Genomic DNA, 19,800 nt, shown 5'->3' on the forward strand with positions numbered 1-19,800 from the left:
ACCTCGTCGCTTCACTCCTCTCACCCTTCACCCCGTCGGCTGCCCTGCACGCTGTCCCGTCGCGTCATTTCCCGGTCAATCCGGTTCAGGACATCCAGCTTGCGACGCGACCACTCCGGAGCCACCAGTTCGGTACGGCCATCTCCCATCAGCCGATGAATTATGACCTGCGGATCAAGCAACTCCAGGGCATCGCACACCAACCCAATATATTCGTCCCGTTCCAGCAGTGAAACCTTCCCGGCCCGATAGTCGACTTCCAGCTGACTTCCCTTGAGAATGTGGAGATGGTGAAACTTAGCCCCTGAAAACCCCAAGCGGTCGACTTCTCGTACCGATGCCAGCATCTCCTCCCTGCTCTCTCCCGGCAGCCCCAGCACCAAGTGGGCGCAGGTCTGGATACCCCGCTCCCGGCAGCTCTGTACGGCCGATTCCAGGCAGGCGTGGTCATGACCGCGGTTGATGGCTGAAAGTGTCCGATCATGCATGGTCTGCATCCCCAGCTCCAGCCAGAGGTAGGTCCGGGCGTGCAGTTCCGTCAGCAGGTCGAGGGTAGCCGGCGGCAGGCAGTCCGGTCGGGTACCGATGATGAGCCCCACAACCGTCGGGTCGGCCAATGCCTCCTCGTACAGACGCCTGAGTCGATCAGGGTTCTCATAGGTGTTGCTGTAAGCCTGAAAGTACGCGAGAAATTTGGCTGCGCCGTACTTTTGCTGCATTTTCCGCTTGCCGTCAGCCAGCTGCTCTGCGATGGACAGTGCAACCGGCACACCGACAGCAGCAGCCCCCCGGTCGCCGCAGAAAGTGCAGCCGCCGTGGCCTACGCTGCCATCGCGGTTGGGGCAGGTGAAGCCGGCATCCAGGGAGACCCGCTGGATTCGCTGGCCGAACTGTCGCAGCAGTTCGTTATTGAAAGTGGTATAGCGTTTCATGGGCAAAAAAAAGGGAGCGGCATTGCTGCCGCTCCCGGTATCGTGCTCGAATCGTGGGAGCACCGTCAAGGGGAAACTTACCTGCGTACACCCTTGCCGGCAACCTGCATACGGATCAGTGCCCGCTCCAGCGCTGCCTCGTAAATCTTGAAGTTCTTGTCCTCGGGGGACAGTTCCTTCAGCTTTGCCTCGGCGCGCCCCAGGGCAGCCTTGGCCCGCTCCAGGTCAATCTCGTCGGACCGCTCGGCGGTCTCGACCAGAACGATGATCCGATCGTCGCGCACCTCGAAATAGCCCCAGTTCAGTGCCATGCAGGCGGCAACGCCATCTTTCTTGAAGCACAGCTCACCGATTTTCAGCGAGGTCAGGAACGGGGCGTGGCCCGGCAGCACGGAGAACTCTCCGAGTTTGCCGCTGGCGGTAACTTCATCCACCAGTTCGTCCAGCACCTTGCTGTACGGGGTAACGATCTCAAGCTTCAACTTTTCAGCCATGATTGTTCCTCATGCCGGGTCGTGACCGGCAGTGATTGATTAGACAGCAGCCAGCTTCTTGCCCTTCTCGATCGCTTCCTCAATGGTACCGACCATGTAGAAGGCCTGCTCCGGCAGATCGTCGTACTTGCCGTCAACGATCTCCTTGAAGCCCTTGATAGTGTCCTTCAGCTCGACGTAGACGCCCGGGGTGCCGGTGAAGGCTTCGGCAACGTGGAACGGCTGGGAGAGGAAGCGCTGGATCTTCCGGGCACGGGCAACCACCAGCTTATCCTCTTCGGATAGCTCGTCCATACCGAGGATGGCGATGATGTCCTGAAGATCCTTGTACTTCTGCAGCACGTACTGAACCGAGCGGGCCACGGCATAGTGCTCGTCGCCGATGACCTGGGGATCGAGAATCCGCGAGGTGGAGTCCAGGGGGTCCACTGCCGGGTAGATACCCAGCTCGGCGATCTGACGGGAAAGAACCGTGGTGGCGTCCAGGTGGGCAAAGGCGGTAGCCGGTGCCGGGTCGGTCAAGTCGTCGGCCGGAACGTAGATGGCCTGTACCGAGGTGATGGAGCCCTTCTTGGTGGAGGTGATCCGCTCCTGCAGCTCGCCCATCTCGGTGGCCAGGGTCGGCTGGTAACCCACGGCGGAGGGGATACGGCCCAGAAGTGCCGAAACCTCGGAGCCGGCCTGGGTAAAGCGGAAAATGTTGTCAATGAACAGAAGCACATCCTGGTTCTCTTCATCACGGAAGTACTCGGCGATGGAGAGGGCAGTCAGGGCAACCCGGGCGCGGGCGCCGGGAGGCTCGTTCATCTGGCCGTACACCAAGGCTGCCTTGTCGATAACGCCGGAGTCCTTCATTTCGTGCCAGAGGTCGTTTCCTTCACGGGTCCGCTCACCGACGCCGGCGAATACGGAGAAACCACCGTGCTGCTTGGCGATGTTGTTGATCAGCTCCATGATCAGAACGGTCTTGCCGACGCCGGCGCCGCCGAACAGGCCGATCTTGCCACCCCGTGCATAGGGAGCCAACAAGTCCACAACCTTGATGCCGGTGGTGAAAGCTTCAACCTTGGTGGACTGGTCCTCGAAGGCAGGAGCGTCACGGTGAATTTCGTATTCCTTCTCGTTGCCGACCGGACCCATTTCGTCCACCGGCTCACCGATAACGTTGATGATCCGGCCCAGGGTCTTGCGGCCCACCGGTGCACAGATCTGCTTGCCGGTATCGACAACGGTCTGGCCGCGCTTGAGACCATCGGTGGAGTCCATGGCGATGGTACGGACCGCGTTCTCGCCCAGATGCTGGGCAACTTCCAGCACCAGGTTGTACTCACGCTCGTCGATGGCGGGGTTGGTGACCCGCAGGGCGTTGTAAATCGGCGGCAGCTTGCCGGGCTCGAATTCGACGTCCACAACGGCGCCGATGACCTGGGTGATCTTACCTGTGTTCTGGCTCATCTGACCTGCTCCTCCTGCGGCCTGTCGGCCATGCATATCTGAGTGATTTATAGCTTGTTCGTCTTAGCCCTTGATGGACTCGGCGCCGGAAATGATCTCCATCAGCTCCTTGGTGATGGCGGCCTGCCGTGCCCGGTTGTACTGCAGGGTCAGCTTGCCGATCATTTCCGAAGCGTTCTTGCTGGCGCTGTCCATGGCGGTCATCCGGGCACCGTGCTCGGCAGCCACCGACTCCAGCATCGCCTTGAAGATCTGCACTTCGATATTTTTGGGCAGGATCTCGTTCATCAATTCCTGCACCGACGGCTCGTAAATGTACTCAACCGGTGTCTCGTCCAAGGTCGGCGTTTCCGCCGCAGGAGGTATCACCGGCAGCAGTTGCTGGAAGGTGATGTCCTGGGACATGACGGTCTTGAAGGCGTTGTACAGGATGATGACCTGGTCGTACTGCCCTTCAAGATAGCCCTCGATCACCTCCTGCCCCAGCAGGGCGGCAGTCTGGTAATTGGGCTTGGAGATCAGGTTGGGATAGTTTTTGGCGACAGTGTGACGGTTCTTGAGGTACTCGTACCCCTTCCGCCCCAAGGTCATCACGGTGATCTGCTCGTAGGTCGCTTTGTGCTCACGGATGAACCGGTCGGCCGACTTGCAGAGGTTGGCGTTGAAGCCGCCGCACAGACCGCGGTCGGAGGTTACGACCAGCAGCAGCAGTTTCTTGGCTTCACGTACTTCCAGCAGCGGATGCTGATCCCCCTCGGCGCAACCGGCAAGGGACTGCAGAACCTCCTCAAGCTTGCGGGCATAGGGACGGGCAGCAATGATGCTTTCCTGCGCCCGGCGCAGCTTGGCCGCCGAAACCATTTTCATGGCCTTGGTGATCTGGCGGGTGTTCTTGACGGAACCGATCCGCTTTTTTATGGCTTTCAGGCTTGGCATGGTTCAGACCGTCCTTGTCCTAAGCGGTAAATTCCTTCTTGAACTGGTCAAGGGCGCTGACCAGCTTGGCCTTGACTCCGTCGTCGATCTGCTTCTTCTCGCGCAGTTCCGGCAGGACGTCGGCGGCACGGCTGTCCATGAATGCCAGCAGCTCCTGCTCGTAGCGCTTCAGGACCGAAACCGGATAGTCATCCACATAGCCGTTGTTGGCGGCAAAGATGATCAGAACCTGCTTCTCGAATGATTGCGGACGGTACTGGGGCTGCTTGAGAATCTCCACCAGGCGCTCGCCACGGGCCAGCTGCATCTGGGTCGCCTTATCCAGGTCGGAACCGAACTGGGCAAAGGCAGCCATTTCGCGATACTGGGCCAAGTTGAGACGCAGGGTACCGGCAACCTGCTTCATCGCCTTGGTCTGGGCGGAACCACCGACCCGGGACACGGAGATACCGACGTTGATGGCCGGACGGACACCGGAGTAGAACAGGTCGGACTCCAGGAAGATCTGACCGTCGGTGATGGAGATGACGTTGGTCGGAATGTAGGCGGACACGTCGCCGGCCTGGGTCTCAATGATCGGCAGTGCGGTCAGGGAGCCGGCACCGACATCGTCGGACAGCTTGGCGGCACGCTCCAGCAAGCGGCTGTGCAGATAGAAAACGTCGCCCGGATAGGCTTCACGTCCCGGCGGACGGCGGAGCAGAAGCGAAAGCTGACGATAGGCAACGGCCTGCTTGGAAAGGTCGTCATAGATGATCAGGGCATGACGGGCGCTGTCGCGGAAGTACTCGCCCATGGTAACGCCGGCGTAGGGAGCGATGAACTGCAGCGGGGCAGATTCGGACGCGGTGGCGGCAACCACGATGGTGTAGTCCATGGCGCCGTTTTCCTGCAGCTTGGAAACCACCTGGGCGACCGTGGAACGCTTCTGGCCGATGGCGACATAGATACAGATGACGTCGCCGCCCTTCTGGTTAATGATGGTATCCATGGCAACGGCGGTCTTGCCGGTCTGACGGTCGCCGATGATCAGCTCCCGCTGGCCGCGCCCGATCGGAACCATGGCGTCGATCGCCTTCAGGCCGGTGGCCATCGGTTCATGAACCGACTTCCGCTTGACGATACCGGGAGCCTTGATCTCAACCTTGCGGTAGTGCTCGGTAACGATCGGACCCTTGCCGTCGATCGGCTCGCCGATGGCGTTCACCACGCGGCCCACCAGGGCCTCGCCCACCGGCACCTCCACAATCCTGCCGGTCCGCTTGACCGAGTCGCCCTCTTTGATCTCGATGTAATCACCGAGAACGGCGGCACCGACGTTGTCCTCTTCAAGGTTCAGCACCATGCCGGAAACGCCGCCGGGAAACTCCAGCAGCTCGCCGGCCATGGCGCCAGCCAGGCCGTGGATACGGGCAATACCGTCACCAATGGAGATAATGGTACCGGTTTCGGAGACTTCAACCTCCTTACCGTACTCTTTGATCTGCTTCCTGATGATCTCGCTGATTTCTTCGGCTCTCAGTTCCATAGAAGCACTTACCCCTTCTGTAGTATATCGTGAATCCGTGTTAATTGAGTCTTGACGCTGCAGTCATAGACGATATCGCCAATCTGGGCCACCACACCGCCAACCAGCGACTGGTCGACCGATACGTGGGGCACAACTTTTTTGCCGGTTTTCTGCTCAAGGGCAACCCTGATGGCCGCCACCTGCTCCTCATCCAGAGCAAAGGCCGTGGTAATCAGCGGGCGAAGCACGCCGGACTGCTCATCGGCCAGCTGTTCATAGGTTCCAACGATCTGGGCCAGACAGGCAATCCGGTTCTTGTCCACCAGCAACAGCAGAAAATTGGAAACCAGCTCGCAACACCCCAGCCGGGAAACCAGCTCCTTTACAACCTGCTTCTTCTGCTCGGCGGTAAAGGCCGGATTACCCAGCACAGCAGCAAGTTCAGCCGAACCGGCGATCAGTTCATTGACCACCTTCAGCTCACGGCTGAACTGTTCGACCAAACCATTCTCAGAGCCAAGCTGGACGAGCGCCTTGGCATAGCGTCTGGCAATTGCGTTCGAGATCACAGTTGTCCCACCTTCCCGAGATAATCCTGTACAAAGCGGTCATGATCAGCCTTCTGCACGGCACCGGACAACCTGCCAGCAGCCAGCTCAACCGCAAGCTGGGCAGCCTCGGCCCGCAGCGCAGCACGGGCCTTTACCACTTCCTGCTCAGCCGACTGGGCAGCCTGAGCAGCAATCTTGGCAGCAGCCTCACGCGCCTCGGCAACGATCCGCTGCTTTTCAGCCTCGGCATCCTGCAACATGGCGGCACGCAGCTGCTCAATTTCCTGATTGGCCTTATCGAGCTTACCAGTGTACTCCACCAGCTTGGCCTCCGCGGCATCACGCGCGGCACGCGCCTCCCGGAGATTCTTCTCGATTGCAGCCTGGCGCTCCGCCAGCGACCCCTTCAGGTTGGCCTTCTTCAGCGCCCAGACCACGATTCCCACCAGGATGACAAAGTTTACCACCCGCCAGATGAAGTCCTTGATCAGGGCCCCGGAATCGGCATGATGATCTCCGCCACCGGCGGCAAAGGCAACCGAAGCGAGCAGGAGCGGCGACAGGGCGACCAGCGCGGCGCAGAACTTCTGGATACGGCGACCATTCAGCATCAGCATGGGCTTACAGACTCCTCCCCAGAATTTTCTCGCAGATTTCGCCGGAAAGCGCATCCACCTGCTTGCGCAGCAGCTGCCGCGCCTCGTCGGACTCACGGGCAACCTTTTCACGAATGACATCAAGCGCGGTCGCAGCTTCCTTGCGCGCCTTTTCGATCAGCGAGGTCTCTTCGGCCTGCGCCTCCTTGACCAGCTCGGCTCGCCGTGCGGCAACCTCGGCCTTTGCGGCACGCAGGGCGGCCTCATACTGCTCGACCTTTTCCTGCACAAGCCGGTCAACCGACACGGCCCGCTCACGAGCCGACTCGATTTCCAGACGACGCTTTTCCAGCACGGCCCTGAGCGGCTTGTACAGCAACACATTCAGCACCAGCACCAGAATTCCAAAATTTATGATCTGAATAAAAAATGCGAGATCGAGATTGATCACGGCCTACCCCTTGTACTGCAGCCTGTTTGTATACTGTATCCCACAAAAAAGTGCCTGAAATTCACAGGCGTAAAACGCTGTGTAGCTACCACAAACGTATACGGACTGTCAACGAAAAAGTGTCAGCGCTGCAACAGGTCTACCACGCGAGTAAGGTCGTCGGCGGTGGCAAAATGGATCTCCAGCACACCTTTGCCACTGCCGCTGCGACGAATGGCGATCCGGGTTTGAAACTGCCGCTGCAGCTGCTCTTCAAGGGCCGTCATCAGCAGATCGGGCTGTCGTGCCGGCTTCGCGGGCGTGGTACGGCGCTGCTGCTTGAGACGGTTCACCAGCTCCTCGGTGGCTCGCACGCTCAACTGACGCTGCAGAATGTCGTGCCGCACCTTCTGGATCAATTCCTCACTGTCCAGCCCGAGCAGTGCCCGGGCATGCCCCATGCTGAGTCGCTCCTCGACGACATCTTGCTGGATCTGGACCGGCAGCTTCAATAACCGCAGAGCGTTGGTGACCGTGGTGCGGTTCTTGCCCACCCGCCGAGCCACTTCGTCCTGCGAGATACCGAACTGATCCACCAGTGAGCGGTAGGCCTGGGCTTCCTCGATGGCGTTGAGGTCCTCCCGCTGGATATTTTCGATCAGAGCCAGCTCCATGACCGTATCGTCGCTGGCCTCGCGGATCACCACCGGCACCTCGCGCAGCCCCGCCTTCTGGGAGGCCCGCCAGCGCCGTTCACCGGCAATGATCTCGTACTCGCCCCCCTTCTGTGTCACCACCAGCGGCTGAATAATTCCCTTTTCGCGAATGGAGGCCGCCAGCTCCTCCAGCTTTTCCGGGTCAAACTGCTTGCGGGGCTGATTGCGGTTGGGACGGATCAGTTCAATGGGACAAAGGAAATACTGCTTGTCGCCGCCGGCTTCAATCACCGGCAGCAACGCCGCCATCCCCTTGCCAAGGCCGGACTTCTTAAGCATGCTCTCCTCCCCGCCGGATCAGCTCCCGGGCCAACTGCAGATAGGATGCGGCACCGCGGGATGCAATATCGTAATAGATCACCGGCTTGCCATGACTCGGTGCTTCGGACAATCGAACGTTGCGCGGAATAACCGTTTCAAACACTTCGGCGGGGAAGTGGGCCCTGACTTCGTCCTCAACTTCCTTGGAAAGCCGGTTGCGGGCATCGAACATGGTGAGCAGGATACCCTCGATCTTCAGCAGTGGGTTCAGCCCGCGCTGCACCAGACGGATGGTCTGCAGTATCTGGGAAAGCCCTTCCATGGCGTAAAATTCGCACTGCAGGGGGATCAGGATACCGGCCGCCGCGGTCATGGCGTTGATGGTCAGCAGATTCAGCGAAGGAGGGCAGTCGATCAGCACGTACCGATAGCGGGCAAGCACGGGGGCAAGGGCGTACTTCAGGCGCTGCTCGCGGCCGCTTTCGGTGGCCAGTTCCAGCTCGGCACCGGCTAGGTCGGCCGTTGCCGGCAGCACGTGCAGAAAACGATGACCACTGTCCACAACCAGGGAGTCGGCGGAAACGTCGTTGATCAGCAGATCGTAGACCGACTGACGCAACCGGGTTTTGTCCACTCCCACGCCACTGGAGGCGTTTCCTTGCGGATCCATGTCAACGAGCAGGGTCGGGCATTCGGCAGCAGCCAATGCCGCAGCCAGATTAACGGCCGTGGTGGTTTTACCCACCCCCCCCTTCTGGTTGGCTATGCAGATGATTTTTGACATAAGGTGTTGTCAGACCTGTGGAATTCCAAAACGGAGCGTACCAGGACGCGGCAAGGTCGGAACGGTAGCATAAAGCAGGGGCCCTGCAAAGCACTTTTTAGGAACCGGCCGCGGCACTCCAGCATCGTCCGCAGCGCTCACGATACGCCTCGTCCGGCGGCGCCGCGAGCCGCAGGAGCGTGCCATCGCGCCGGCGCCACGAAAGCTCGGCACAGTGGAGCATCAGCCTGTTGCAGGGCGTACCGCCGTAGGTGGCATCTCCCACGATCGGCAGACCGTCGGCAGCGAGATGCACTCGAATCTGATGGGTACGGCCGGTATGCGGCAGCGCCTCGACCAGCGCAGTGCCCTCTTCGGTTGCCAGCAGCCGGAATTCGGTCCGGGCAGGCCGCCCCCCCGGCACGATCCCCCAGCGGGCGCTGGCCACCTTGCCGATGGGCCCCTCGGCTTGCCAGCACTCGGCGGGTGGGGCACCGGCAATCAGCGCCAGATACCGCTTGCCCATCTCGCCGCGCCTGAACAGCTCCGACAGCCAGGCAGCCTCCTGGCGGTGCTTGGGAAACAGCATCAGTCCAGAGGTGCCGCGATCCAGACGATGGACGATCCGCACCGGCTCACGGACACCCTGCCGGGCGAACTCCTCGGCCACCCAGTATTCAAGCGTACCTTTCAGCTGGTACGGCGTCCGCTGACTGGCTACCCCCGGCGGCTTGTTCACTGCCAGCAGATGCTTGTCCTGGTAGATGATCGCTTCGGGAGACAGCTCCAGCTCCTGGAAACGTCCCGGCTCCATCACCCCCACGGTCAGCAGATCGCCGCTTCTGACGCTGCGGGAGGCCACCCGCACCATGGCTCCGTTGAGTACGCAGCCCCCCCGGTCGATGATTCGGCGGGCCTCCCCTTTGCTGATGGCCGCCAGGAGCGCCAACACTTCATCCAGTCGGCGTCCTGCCTGCTCGTCCGTTGTCCGCAGCTCAATAATCATCGTTTGTATGTAGCACGACCGCCGCCTGCGTGGCAAACAAAGCTGTTGCCGGTTTGCGCCGCCATCTGCTAGGTTTCGGACATGTCCCGTTCGTCCCATAGCCTGCGCGGTCCCGTTGCCTTGAGCCACCTGTTGCTGCGCACCCTCGTCCCGCCCGCCGGCCGGGTCGTGGATGCAACCTGCGGCAACGGCAAGGATACGCTGCTGCTCGCCGAGTTGGTGGGGCCCCATGGCCATGTCTTTGCCTTCGACATCCAGCCGGCTGCCTGCGAACGGACCATGACGCGACTGCGGGAAGCAGAGCTGCACGAGCGCGTCACTGTCCACACTATCGGCCACGAGCGGATGGGCACCGTCGTGTCTGCACCGCTGGCGGCCGTTGTTTTCAACTTGGGCTGGCTGCCCGGCGGAGATCGAGCGGTGACCACCCGCCCCGAAACCACCTGTGCCGCTCTGGAGGCCAGTCTGAACCTGCTGCAGCCCGGTGGCTGCCTGCTGATCACCTGCTACCCCGGCCATGAAGGAGGCGACCGGGAAACTGCCGCCGTCTGCGCCTGGGCGGCAGCACTCTGCGCCGGGCGGTGGCATGTCTGGCGGATGGGCCAGATGAACGTTTCCGCAGCGGCTCCCTTCTGCGTCCTGATCCAACAAGGAAGGAGCGCCGATGTACCGTAATCTTCTCCCCTTCTTCATCGTGCTGCCTGCGGCGCTCTACAGCCTCCTCTCCCTCTGGTGCGGCTGGCGCTTCTTCCGCGGCCGTGCCGCCGGGGAGACGGATACCGAGAGGGCCGTCCAGCCGCCGGTTACGATCCTGAAGCCGGTCAAGGGGATGGACGAGGGCAGCTACGACAACTTTGCCTCCTTCTGCCGGCAGCACTATGGCGGGGCCGTGCAACTGCTCTTTGCCGTGGCCGCGGCGGACGACCCCGCGATTGCGGTGATCCATCGACTGCAACAGGACTTTCCGGACCGGGAAATCACCCTCACCGTCGACCCGACCATCCACGGCCCCAACCTGAAGATTTCCAACCTGATGAACGCCTTCCCCCGGGCTCGCCACGACCTGTTGATCATCTGCGACAGCGATATCCGGGTCGAGCCGACCTTTCTGACCTCGGTCACCGGCCATTTCCGCAATCCCCGGGTCGGCCTGGTCACGTCCCCCTACCGCACCCGTCACGTGCATGGCGCGGCAACCGTCCTCGAGTCCCTGGGATTCAGCACCGAGATGCTCCCCAACGTGACCGTGGCGCGCCAACTGGAAGGGCTTTCCTTTGCACTGGGTGCCGCCATGACCTTCCGGCGGGAGGCGCTGGAAACCATCGGGGGCCTGCCGGCACTGGTGAACTACCTGGCCGACGACTACCAACTGGGCAACAAGATTCGCCGTGCCGGCTGGGAGCTGGTCCTCGACCGCCAGTTCGTCGAAAGCATGATCCGCAGCGAATCCCTGGGCTCCATCCTTTCCCGGCAACTGCGCTGGGCCCGCACCATGCGGGTCAGCCGGCCGGGAGGGTACCTGGCCTCCGGCATCACGCTTCCCGGCCTGGCAGTGGTTGCCGCTCTGGCGGCCGCCCCCCCTCTCACCTCCCTGTCGGCACTCCTGCTGCTTTATGCAATCCGGCTGACCGTCGCCACTGTTTTCAGCCGCAGCCTGGTGCAGGATCGCCTGCTACCGGCCTGGTGCTGGCTGCTGCCGCTCCGCGACCTGCTGGCCACGGCAACCTGGCTGGGCTCCTTCCTCGGCAACCGGGTGCAGTGGCGTGGTCATCACTTCCGCATCTTGCCCGGCGGCAGGCTGGAAACCATCAAACAATAGTTTGGCATTAACGCTTTACAGCTCATCCGCGCGGGATTATAGTATTTAGTCCATTATTTTCGGAGCCACGAAACGTGACGGGTTACTATCTACGCATACTGGGCCGTACCGGCTTGGCCGGCCTGACATCTCTGGGCCGCATGGGCAGCTTTCTCGGCGCTGCCACCTACTCGCTGGTGCGCCACCCCGGCCGGCCGGTGCATGTCCTGAAGCAGATCCGTTTCATCGGGGCAAAATCGCTGTTCGTGATCGTGCTGACCGCCGCCTTCACCGGCATGGTGCTGGGCCTGCAGGGCTACTACACCCTGGCGAAATTCGGCTCGGAAGGGCTGCTGGGGGCTGCCGTTTCCCTCTCGCTGATTCGCGAGTTGGGCCCCGTGTTGACGGCCCTGATGGTGACCGGACGCGCAGGCTCCGCCATTACCGCCGAAATTGGCATCATGCGGATCAGTGAGCAGATTGATGCCCTGGAAACCATGGCGCTTGACCCGTTCAAGTATTTGATTTCGCCCAAATTCATCGCCGCCATGCTCTCGCTGCCGCTGCTCTGCGCCATCTTCGACCTGGTGGGCATTTACGGCGGCTGGCTGGTGGGCGTCAAGTTGCTGGGCGTCAATCCCGGCGCCTATTTTACGGAAATGTACCGCGCCGTCGAGTGGAAGGATGTCTACTCCGGCTTCATCAAGTCGTTCTGCTTCGGCATCATCATCGCCTGGGTCGGCTGCTACAAGGGCTACTACGCCGGCCGCGGCGCGGAAGGGGTCTCCCGCGCCACCACCGAGGCCGTCGTGCTTACCTCGGTTCTGGTACTGGTCTGGGACTACTTTCTCACCTCGGTGCTGCTATGATCCGCCTGGTTGACGTTCACAAATCCTTTGGTTCCCAGCAGGTCCTGCAGGGACTCACCCTGACCGTTCCCCGGGGAGCGATCACCGCCATCATCGGCCCCAGCGGCGAGGGGAAAAGCGTTACGCTCAAGCAGATGATCGGCTTGCAGCAGCCGGATCGCGGCGATGTACAGATCGAGGGACGCAGCATCATCGGCCTGCAGCGCGCGGAGCTGAATACGGTCCGCGAAAAATTCGCCATGGTCTTTCAGAACTCGGCCCTCTTCGACTCCATGACTGTTTACGAAAACGTGGCCTTTCCTCTGGAGGAAAAAACCAACCTGTCGAAAGACGTCATTGCCGAACGGGTCAGGAATGCCCTTCTGGATGTCGGCCTGCGCAACGTGGACCACAAATATCCCGATGAGTTGTCCGGCGGCATGAAAAAACGGGTGGGCCTGGCCCGCGCCCTGCTGCTCAACCCGGAGATCGTACTGTTCGACGAACCGACCACCGGCCTTGACCCGGTGATTCGCCGGGCGATCCACCAGCTCATCCAGGAGACCCAGGCAAAATTCGGCTTTACCGCCGTGCTGGTCTCCCACGACATTCCGGACATTTTCGAGGTGGCCCACTACGTGGCCATGCTCTACCGGGGCACCATCCTGCAGTTCGGTACCCCCGACGAAATCAGGGCATCGGACAACCCGGTGGTCCGTCAGTTCATCAGCGGCAGCCTTGACGGCCCCATCAATATTGGAGTGGCATAACCATGAACACGACGAAACTCGAACTTACCGTCGGTCTTTTCATGCTGGTCGGCATCCTCTGCCTGGTCTATATTTCGGTCAAGCTGGGCAAGATGGAACTGATCGGGGGGAACTATTACCGGGTGGTGGCCCAATTCGACTCCGCCTCGGGGCTGAAGAACGGTGCCCGGGTCGAGGTTGCCGGCGTCGAAGTGGGCAGCGTGGCCAACATAGCCCTTGACCGCGAAACCGGCGACCGCGCCGAAGTGACCCTCAAAATCAGGGACGGCGTCAAACTGGGCGACGACGTCATCGCCTCGGTGCGCACCAGCGGCATCATCGGCGACAAATTCATCAAGCTCAAGCCGGGCGGGTCCGACCGCCTGCTCAAGGATGGCAGCAAGATCCGCGAGACCGAATCGGCCATCGATATCGAGGAACTGGTCAGCAAGTTTATTCACGGCAAGGTTGATTAGGAGGCAAAGCGATGAACGGACGCATCCGCCCGCTGGCACTCGCACTGGCATGTACCGCCTGCATACTGACCGCCGTCGGCACGGCAGGGGCCGGCAGCCCGTCGCAAGCCACGCTGGTGCTCGACCTGAACGAATGTATCCGCACCGCCCTGCAGGCCGCCCCCGAACTGGGAGAGGCGGAAGCGGACATCCGCCTTACCAGCAGCAAGCTGAAGGAAGCCCAATCCTACCGCTACCCCCAGATCGAGGTACTGTCGCTGTTCGGCCCCGCCCCTTCGGCACGGCGCAGTGATATCGAACCGACCGTCAAGACCGACATCGCCTTCAGCGTCAAGAACCTGACCTGGTTCACCAGCGCCGACTTGCTGGTCACCCAGCCCCTGTGGACCTTCGGCAAGATCAGCGAAAACATGAAGGCCGCCACCCACGGCATTGAAGTGGACAAGGCCAAGAAACAGCAGAAGGCCAACGAAGTGACCCTTGAGGTCAAGAAGTACTACTATGGCGTGCTGCTGGCCCGTGAACTGCAGAACGTTCTCTCCGAGCTGCAGCAGTACATGAGGCAGGGCAAGGAGAAGATACAGCAGCTGATCGATAATGAGAGCCCCGCCGGCGACGAGATGGACCTTTTCAAAATCGACGCTTATTCCGGCGAGATCAATAACTACATGGAGGCGGCACTGAAAGGCGAGCGCCTCGCCCTGGCGGCGCTCAAGGCGCGACTGGGACTGAACGGCACGTTGGACGTCACCGTTGCCGACACCCAGCTGCTGATGGAATCGCGGACCATCCCCGATCTCACGGGTTCCGTCGAACAGGCACGCCTGCAGCGCCCCGAGTTCAAACAGCTCTCCGAAGGCCTCCGGGCACGGACCGCCCTGGTGGATGCCGCCAAAGCCAACTACTATCCCGATCTGTTTCTTGCCGGCATGCTTTCCTGGGCCTACGCCAACGACCGCGACCGGATCAAGAATCCTTACCTGAGCGACCGTTTTCAACACACCTACGGCGGTGTTGCCCTGGGACTGAAATGGCACCTCGATTTCGGCATTACCGGTGCCAAGGTCGCCGCCGAACAGGCACAGCTGAACCGCCTGGAAAGTACCAAGGCCTATGCCGACACCTTTATCCCGCTGCAGATTCAGAAGGCCTGGCTGGAGATGAAGGAGGCGGAAAAGGTCGTCGAGTCGAGCTTCATCGCCTATCGCAGCGCTAAAAAGTGGGGGGCTGCAGCCCTGGCTAACTTCGATTTCGGCATCGGCAATCCCCGGGACATCTTCGATGCCGTTGCCGTCTACGGCAAGATGAAAGCCGCCCACTATCAGGCGATCTATGATTACAACATCGCCAAGGCAAACCTGGAATACGCCGTGGGATCGCTGCCTCCTGCCGCCGCGCCCTGATTTCAGCTTTCGCACACAAGGAGTTCGCAACCATGATTAAAAAACTGATACTGCTGTCCCTGGCCGGACTCATGCTGGCAGCCCCGGCACAGGCCTCCGTTACGGACGATGTTCGCAAAACCGTGAATGAGGTTATCCGCATCGTCTCCGACAAAGAGATGAAGAAACCGTCGCAGGAGCAGAAACGACGTGCCGCCATCAAGCAGGCCATCGGCACGGTCTTCGATCAGCAGGAAATGGCGCGCCGTTCCCTGGGTAAGCACTGGAATCAGCGGACGCCGGACGAACGCCGCCAGTTCGTCGAACTTTTTTCGGGCCTGCTGGAAAACTCCTACGCCGACAAAATCGAATCCTACAACAACGAACGGATCGTCTACGTCAAGGAAGTAGTGGATGGCGACTTCGCCGAGGTGAAGTCCAAGGTGATCACGGCAAAGAACGAGGAATACACCCTCGACTACCGGGCGCTCAAGCAGAGTAGCGGCAAATGGGTCGTTTACGATGTCGTTATCGAGGGAGTCAGTCTGGTTTCCAACTACCGCACCCAGTTCAACAAAATCATCAGTGCAAACGGCTACGCCGAACTGGTAAAAAAACTGCAGTCAAAAAGCAACGAATTGAAGGCGCGCTAACGGTTAATTTTCTTGACAGCCATCAAACACCGTGCTAAAGGGACGCTGCGATAAGTTTCGGATATGCGCGCAGTGCCATGAAGCTCCCGCAGTATCTGCCTCTGCTTGTGGAAACGCCCGAACCAGTTCCGGAAACTTCGTTCGATGTTACTCATCCGGCAAGGTCCGGGAACCCATGAAGGAGGAAGCACGTAATGGCACAAGGCAAGGTCAAGTGGTTCAACGACACCAAGGGGTTCGGATTCATTGAGCAGGACGGGGGCGAAGACGTATTCGTCCACTTCTCAGCAATTCAGTCCGAAGGTTTCAAGACTCTGGCAGAAGGCGAGCAGGTGAGCTTTGACATCGTGCAGGGCCCCAAAGGTCTGCAGGCTGCCAACGTGCAGAAGCAGAAATAGGACGTTCCTCGACGCACCAGTACCAAAGGCCCGCTGAAAACAGCGGGCCTTTTTCATGCCGGCTTCCCACCCTCTCACCTAGGCGCTGTGTTTGAGCCGCTCCCGGTACTCCTCGTAGTCGGGCATCAGGCGGTCGTAACTGTCGTGCATCAGGGTCGAGGATATCATGAAGTCGGCGGTGGCCCGGTTGCACGCCACCGGGATGTTCCAGACCACGGCGATGCGCAGCAGCGCCTTGACGTCGGGGTCATGGGGCTGGGGCTCCAGCGGGTCCCAGAAGAAGATTACCAGGTCGATCTCCCCCTCGGCAATCTTGGCGCCGATCTGCTGGTCTCCTCCCAGAGGGCCACTCTGCAAACGGGTCACCGTGAGGCCGAGGCTTTCCTGGAGGAGGCCGCCGGTGGTGCCGGTGGCGCAGAGGTCGTGCTCCACCAGGATGGCCCGGTTGTAGCGCGCCCATTCGATCAGGTCTCGTTTCTTGTGATCGTGAGCCACCAGGGCGATCCGTTTGCGGGGCTGCATCTCGATTGTCCTGTAGTTCATCGTCATTTTCCCCCAGCCGGATTTTCAGACAGCTTATCCTCGATGACGGTCCGGTGCAACCCCGATTCCTCCGAGAGCCCCTTTCATGCGGCCAGGTCGAGCTGTTCGGCTTCAGAGGGCGACAGGATACCGGCCGCCGTGCCGTTCACCCCTCTCACCACCACCGACGACCCCTTGATCGCTTTGGCCGACTTCTTGACCTCGGTGGCCAGCGAGGCCAACTGGGCGTAGGACTCAACCGGCTGGCGGGCCGTGCTGACAATGGCGACGGAAAGCGAGAGCAGACTGAAGCTCTCCTGCTCACCCCGACGGTTGAGCGAGACGTACTGACCCGCTGCATGGTCCTGGGCCCCGTGCAGGATCGGCAGCCGCAGTTCGAATTCGGCGATCAGCCGCCGGGCCAGGACCGCGCCGCTTTCCGCCGTCGAGATGACGATGAAGTCGTCGCCGCCGATATGGCCGCAGAAGATCCGTTGTCCCTCCCGCAGGGCCGATTCCTCTTCCATCTGGCGCAGGATATCCCCCACCACCCTGATGGCCATGTCACCCCGTTCAAAGCCGTAAAAATCGTTGTACGGCTTGAAGTGATCGATATCGACGTAGGCGATGTCGAAGGCGCTGCCCTGGGCCAGGCAGCGGGTGATCTCCCGCTGGATGCTTTCGTTGCCCGGCAAGCCCGTCAGGGGATTGGCCCCTTTGGCCAGCTTCAGGTTCAGGGCGGTCATGGCATCCACCAAGGTGCGCAGATCCAGCATGCCCAGGTAGCTGCCGCGGCGGGCTACGCAGATATTGTTCAGCCGCAGGTCCGCCGACAGTCCCTGGATGAGGCGGGCCGCCTCCTCGATACCGGTATCCGCCTCGATGACCAGCGGAACCGGATGCATCAGGTCGCGCACCTTCTTGGCGTGGTTGATATGAAAAGCATAGCCGATCCGCCCCAGAATCTGTTCCTCGATAAATTCGGTGCGGTTCATGATCCCGACCACCTGCCCCCCGTCCACCACCGGCAGGGCCTGCAACACCTTGTCGCTCTGAAACCGCTCCAGTACCGTGGTCAGCCGGTCGCCGGGATGCACCGGCGGAATCTGCAGCACAACCTCCCCGACCGCTTCCAGCATCCGCCCGTTGCCGTTTTCCACCGGCAGGCCGAACGGCATCGCCAGAGGCGGGGGACGCTGCGGCGTCGGCTCGGGCGGCTCAGCCTCAGCCGCATCCGGCGATGCCGCCACGTATTCCTGGGTCAAAAACCGTTCGAACTCGTCGCGCTCCATCGGCTTGCCGAACAGGTACCCCTGCATCAGATCGCATCCCAGATCACGCAGCAGGCGGTGCTGTGCCGCCTTTTCCACCCCCTCCGCCACGATCCGCAGGTTCAGCGACTTAGCCAGTGCCACGATGGCGCTGACAATGGCCAGGTCGTCGTCGTGCTCCACCAGGTCGCGAACGAACGAGCGGTCGATCTTGATAATGTCCACCGGCAGGTGCTTCAGATAGATCAGGGATGAGTAGCCGGTACCGAAGTCATCAATGGCCAGCCTGACCCCCAGCTCCTTGAGGCGGAAGATTCGCTCGGTCAGCTCGTTACTGTGCTCCATCAGCACCGATTCGGTCAGCTCACAACAGAGCGCCTGCGGCGGCAGGCCGGTCCGCTGCAGAATAGCGGCCACCCGCTCCACGAAGCGGGGATCCTTCAGTTGCCGGGCTGAAACGTTGACGGCAACCGTCAGGTCGCGATATCCCTGCTCCCGCCAGTGACGGCAATTACCGGCAGCCAGCTCCATGACCAGCTCCCCCAGCGGCACGATGGCGCCGTTCTGTTCGGCGATGGAGATGAAACGGTCCGGCCCCACCAACCCCAGCACCGGATGCCGCCAGCGTACCAGCGCCTCGATGCTGATCAGGCGCTTTCCCTCCCGGTCGAAGAGGGGCTGATAGTTGAGAAAAAACTCTCCGCGCCGGATTCCCTGCAGGATGCCGGCCTCAAGCTGCACCTGTTCGGACACGGCACGGTTCATTGCCTCCGAATAAAACTGAAAACAGCCGTCCTCGCCGCACTCCCGCGCCTGGATCATGGCCAGCCGGGCGTTGTGGAGCAGCGCCTCTCCCACCCGCCCGTCGCCGGGGAACACCGCGATACCGATATGCCCCTGCACCTGATACTCCCCGTCCGCCAGCACCACCGGTTCGCGGATGCACTCCAGCAGCTTGGTAAGCACCGGAATCAATTCCTGTTCCGTGGCGGTACGGGGCAGCAGCACCGCAAACTCGCCGTAGTGGGATACCGCCAGGGTATCGGTTTCACGCAGCGCCATGCGCATGCGCGCCGCCGCGGTCCGCAGCAGTTCATTGAAACTTTCATGTCCCGCCGCCACTCCCCGCGCCAAGGCGAGGGATATGACGGCAAAGGGCCGTTCCTCCCGGCTGTTGATGGCGATCAGGTGCTGCAGGCGATCCAGCAGCAGGTTGCGGTTGGGCAGGCCGGTCAGGGGATCGAAGCGGGTCAGCTCCTCCACCTGCAGGCTGATCTGTTTGTGCTGGGTGATGTCCTGGACAAACACAATGGTGCAGGGTTCCTCTCCGAAAACGAGCTGCCGGGCGCTGACCAGCCCGTAACGCAGCGCCCCGTCGCGGTGCACGAAGGTGGCTTCGAACTCGCGCACCACACCATCGCTGCGAAGGTACTGCAGCAGTGCGGCACGCTCCTCCCGGCTGTGCCAGAAGTTCAGTTCAGCTTCCCGCTGCCCCCTGATCTCGGCACCGTCGTAACCGGACATGGCGCAGAACGCCCGATTCACCAGCAGACAGCAGCCGTCCCGGTCCCTGACCACGACGATGCCGTTGCTGGAGGCTTCGAACACTCCGCTGAGCAGCTCCCGTGAGCGGGCCAGCCGCACGGCGAGCCGCGCAACCAGCACATAGATGATCAGGGCTGAGGTTGCCACGAAGAGCAGTCCCTTGCCGCTGGTAAGTTTTGCCAGCACGTGTGTGTCGGAGACGGCACGGGAGAGCGTACTGTCGCTCCAGAGCACCCAGAGCGATCCGATCAGGGCATACAGCAGGCTGATACGTAGCGGTGTCAGCAGAACGCCACTCCTGCGCAGCGGCGACAGCCCCTCGCGGGGAGCCTCTGTTGCGCCGGCGGCTGGCGATTTCCTTTCAACGGTCATGACGCGGTCTCCTTCACTGACAACCTATAGCGCCGACAGGTCACAGCCACGTGACGATCCTGCAAATCTTCGATGGAAATCCCCCTCCAATTTGTTGCCCAGACTTTGTCCGTCCGACACCTGATCGTCACGGGAG

Annotated in this window: 21 protein-coding genes; 8 read left to right on the forward strand and 13 right to left on the reverse strand. The window is 61.2% G+C overall.

The features are described from left to right. Window positions 1–20: 20 nt before the first annotated feature. The 11 genes from mnmL to RAK07_RS12800 all read right to left on the reverse strand — a co-directional run bounded on the left by mnmL (window position 21) and on the right by RAK07_RS12800 (window position 9,650). Entirely contained in the window at window positions 21–995 is a 975-nt protein-coding gene (gene mnmL / locus RAK07_RS12750) for a tRNA modification radical SAM protein MnmL/YtqA (RefSeq protein WP_309550386.1), read from the reverse strand. 14 nt (window positions 996–1,009) lie between these two features. Then, window positions 1,010–1,426 (reverse strand): F0F1 ATP synthase subunit epsilon, encoded by a 417-nt coding sequence (locus tag RAK07_RS12755; RefSeq protein WP_305733215.1) that lies wholly within the window; start codon window positions 1,424–1,426, stop codon window positions 1,010–1,012. Between the two features lie 39 nt (window positions 1,427–1,465). Continuing rightward, window positions 1,466–2,881 (reverse strand): F0F1 ATP synthase subunit beta, encoded by a 1,416-nt coding sequence (gene atpD, locus RAK07_RS12760; protein ID WP_305733216.1) that lies wholly within the window; start codon window positions 2,879–2,881, stop codon window positions 1,466–1,468. Between the two features lie 63 nt (window positions 2,882–2,944). Continuing rightward, window positions 2,945–3,817 carry an ATP synthase F1 subunit gamma gene (atpG, locus tag RAK07_RS12765; RefSeq protein WP_305733217.1) on the reverse strand — a complete coding sequence of 291 codons (873 nt, stop codon included), beginning with the start codon at window positions 3,815–3,817 and terminating at the stop codon, window positions 2,945–2,947. A gap of 19 nt (window positions 3,818–3,836) precedes the next feature. After that, window positions 3,837–5,345 (reverse strand): F0F1 ATP synthase subunit alpha, encoded by a 1,509-nt coding sequence (gene atpA, locus RAK07_RS12770; RefSeq protein ID WP_305733218.1) that lies wholly within the window; start codon window positions 5,343–5,345, stop codon window positions 3,837–3,839. Window positions 5,346–5,353: 8 nt separating this feature from the next. Further along, window positions 5,354–5,896: an ATP synthase F1 subunit delta gene (atpH, locus tag RAK07_RS12775; RefSeq protein WP_305733219.1), complete on the reverse strand. Its 543-nt coding sequence runs from the start codon at window positions 5,894–5,896 to the stop codon at window positions 5,354–5,356. After that, window positions 5,893–6,495, reverse strand: a complete 603-nt coding sequence (locus tag RAK07_RS12780; protein ID WP_374215763.1) for a F0F1 ATP synthase subunit B family protein — start codon at window positions 6,493–6,495, stop codon at window positions 5,893–5,895. The genes atpH and RAK07_RS12780 overlap by 4 nt, the downstream gene beginning before the upstream one ends. 4 nt (window positions 6,496–6,499) lie before the next feature. Beyond that, window positions 6,500–6,925: a F0F1 ATP synthase subunit B gene (locus tag RAK07_RS12785; protein ID WP_305733220.1), complete on the reverse strand. Its 426-nt coding sequence runs from the start codon at window positions 6,923–6,925 to the stop codon at window positions 6,500–6,502. 122 nt (window positions 6,926–7,047) lie between these two features. Next, entirely contained in the window at window positions 7,048–7,899 is an 852-nt protein-coding gene (locus tag RAK07_RS12790) for a ParB/RepB/Spo0J family partition protein (RefSeq protein WP_305733221.1), read from the reverse strand. Continuing rightward, window positions 7,892–8,665 (reverse strand): ParA family protein, encoded by a 774-nt coding sequence (locus RAK07_RS12795; RefSeq protein WP_305733222.1) that lies wholly within the window; start codon window positions 8,663–8,665, stop codon window positions 7,892–7,894. The genes RAK07_RS12790 and RAK07_RS12795 overlap by 8 nt, the downstream gene beginning before the upstream one ends. A gap of 97 nt (window positions 8,666–8,762) precedes the next feature. Further along, entirely contained in the window at window positions 8,763–9,650 is an 888-nt protein-coding gene (locus RAK07_RS12800; protein WP_305733223.1) for an RluA family pseudouridine synthase, read from the reverse strand. Window positions 9,651–9,731: 81 nt separating this feature from the next. Here RAK07_RS12800 and mnmM point away from each other — a divergent pair, with 81 nt between their 5' ends. The 8 genes from mnmM (at window position 9,732) to RAK07_RS12840 (ending at window position 15,954) form a co-directional block, all read left to right on the forward strand. Next, complete coding sequence (gene mnmM / locus RAK07_RS12805) at window positions 9,732–10,325, forward strand: tRNA 5-(aminomethyl)-2-thiouridylate-methyltransferase MnmM (RefSeq protein ID WP_305733224.1); 594 nt, start codon at window positions 9,732–9,734, stop codon at window positions 10,323–10,325. After that, the gene (hpnI, locus tag RAK07_RS12810; protein WP_305733225.1) at window positions 10,315–11,469 is read left to right on the forward strand and encodes a bacteriohopanetetrol glucosamine biosynthesis glycosyltransferase HpnI; all 1,155 of its coding nucleotides are present in this window, start codon (window positions 10,315–10,317) and stop codon (window positions 11,467–11,469) included. Before mnmM ends, hpnI begins: the two co-directional genes overlap by 11 nt. 74 nt (window positions 11,470–11,543) lie before the next feature. Continuing rightward, window positions 11,544–12,317, forward strand: coding sequence for an MlaE family ABC transporter permease (locus RAK07_RS12815; protein WP_305733226.1), 774 nt, complete (start codon window positions 11,544–11,546; stop codon window positions 12,315–12,317). Further along, window positions 12,314–13,066, forward strand: a complete 753-nt coding sequence (locus RAK07_RS12820) for an ABC transporter ATP-binding protein (RefSeq protein ID WP_305733227.1) — start codon at window positions 12,314–12,316, stop codon at window positions 13,064–13,066. Before RAK07_RS12815 ends, RAK07_RS12820 begins: the two co-directional genes overlap by 4 nt. A gap of 2 nt (window positions 13,067–13,068) precedes the next feature. Next, window positions 13,069–13,521, forward strand: a complete 453-nt coding sequence (gene mlaD / locus RAK07_RS12825) for an outer membrane lipid asymmetry maintenance protein MlaD (protein WP_305733228.1) — start codon at window positions 13,069–13,071, stop codon at window positions 13,519–13,521. An 11-nt stretch (window positions 13,522–13,532) separates the two neighbouring features. Then, window positions 13,533–14,924 carry a TolC family protein gene (locus RAK07_RS12830; protein WP_305733229.1) on the forward strand — a complete coding sequence of 464 codons (1,392 nt, stop codon included), beginning with the start codon at window positions 13,533–13,535 and terminating at the stop codon, window positions 14,922–14,924. A gap of 32 nt (window positions 14,925–14,956) precedes the next feature. Beyond that, window positions 14,957–15,556, forward strand: a complete 600-nt coding sequence (locus RAK07_RS12835) for an MlaC/ttg2D family ABC transporter substrate-binding protein (protein WP_305733230.1) — start codon at window positions 14,957–14,959, stop codon at window positions 15,554–15,556. Window positions 15,557–15,750: 194 nt separating this feature from the next. Next, window positions 15,751–15,954 carry a cold-shock protein gene (locus tag RAK07_RS12840; RefSeq protein ID WP_305733231.1) on the forward strand — a complete coding sequence of 68 codons (204 nt, stop codon included), beginning with the start codon at window positions 15,751–15,753 and terminating at the stop codon, window positions 15,952–15,954. Window positions 15,955–16,032: 78 nt separating this feature from the next. On the opposite strand, the gene RAK07_RS12845 is transcribed toward RAK07_RS12840, so the two are convergent. Beyond that, window positions 16,033–16,497, reverse strand: coding sequence for a methylglyoxal synthase (locus RAK07_RS12845; protein ID WP_305733232.1), 465 nt, complete (start codon window positions 16,495–16,497; stop codon window positions 16,033–16,035). 83 nt (window positions 16,498–16,580) lie between these two features. Next, the gene (locus RAK07_RS12850) at window positions 16,581–19,664 is read right to left on the reverse strand and encodes an EAL domain-containing protein (RefSeq protein ID WP_305733233.1); all 3,084 of its coding nucleotides are present in this window, start codon (window positions 19,662–19,664) and stop codon (window positions 16,581–16,583) included. Window positions 19,665–19,800 lie beyond the last annotated feature (136 nt).

Origin of the sequence: Trichlorobacter ammonificans, from assembly GCF_933509905.1 — a bacterium.
Classification (GTDB): domain Bacteria; phylum Desulfobacterota; class Desulfuromonadia; order Geobacterales; family Pseudopelobacteraceae; genus Trichlorobacter; species Trichlorobacter ammonificans.

Coding starts and splice junctions, on each gene's coding strand:
- RAK07_RS12755 (WP_305733215.1), bottom strand. CDS start 1,426: ATGGCTGAAAAGTTGAAGCTTGAGATCGTTACCCCGTACAGCAAGGTG.
- atpD (WP_305733216.1), bottom strand. CDS start 2,881: ATGAGCCAGAACACAGGTAAGATCACCCAGGTCATCGGCGCCGTTGTG.
- atpG (WP_305733217.1), bottom strand. CDS start 3,817: ATGCCAAGCCTGAAAGCCATAAAAAAGCGGATCGGTTCCGTCAAGAAC.
- atpA (WP_305733218.1), bottom strand. CDS start 5,345: ATGGAACTGAGAGCCGAAGAAATCAGCGAGATCATCAGGAAGCAGATC.
- RAK07_RS12780 (WP_374215763.1), bottom strand. CDS start 6,495: ATGCTGATGCTGAATGGTCGCCGTATCCAGAAGTTCTGCGCCGCGCTG.
- RAK07_RS12790 (WP_305733221.1), bottom strand. CDS start 7,899: ATGCTTAAGAAGTCCGGCCTTGGCAAGGGGATGGCGGCGTTGCTGCCG.
- RAK07_RS12795 (WP_305733222.1), bottom strand. CDS start 8,665: ATGTCAAAAATCATCTGCATAGCCAACCAGAAGGGGGGGGTGGGTAAA.
- RAK07_RS12800 (WP_305733223.1), bottom strand. CDS start 9,650: ATGATTATTGAGCTGCGGACAACGGACGAGCAGGCAGGACGCCGACTG.
- mnmM (WP_305733224.1), top strand. CDS start 9,732: ATGTCCCGTTCGTCCCATAGCCTGCGCGGTCCCGTTGCCTTGAGCCAC.
- hpnI (WP_305733225.1), top strand. CDS start 10,315: ATGTACCGTAATCTTCTCCCCTTCTTCATCGTGCTGCCTGCGGCGCTC.
- RAK07_RS12820 (WP_305733227.1), top strand. CDS start 12,314: ATGATCCGCCTGGTTGACGTTCACAAATCCTTTGGTTCCCAGCAGGTC.
- mlaD (WP_305733228.1), top strand. CDS start 13,069: ATGAACACGACGAAACTCGAACTTACCGTCGGTCTTTTCATGCTGGTC.
- RAK07_RS12830 (WP_305733229.1), top strand. CDS start 13,533: ATGAACGGACGCATCCGCCCGCTGGCACTCGCACTGGCATGTACCGCC.
- RAK07_RS12835 (WP_305733230.1), top strand. CDS start 14,957: ATGATTAAAAAACTGATACTGCTGTCCCTGGCCGGACTCATGCTGGCA.
- RAK07_RS12840 (WP_305733231.1), top strand. CDS start 15,751: ATGGCACAAGGCAAGGTCAAGTGGTTCAACGACACCAAGGGGTTCGGA.
- RAK07_RS12845 (WP_305733232.1), bottom strand. CDS start 16,497: ATGAACTACAGGACAATCGAGATGCAGCCCCGCAAACGGATCGCCCTG.
- RAK07_RS12850 (WP_305733233.1), bottom strand. CDS start 19,664: ATGACCGTTGAAAGGAAATCGCCAGCCGCCGGCGCAACAGAGGCTCCC.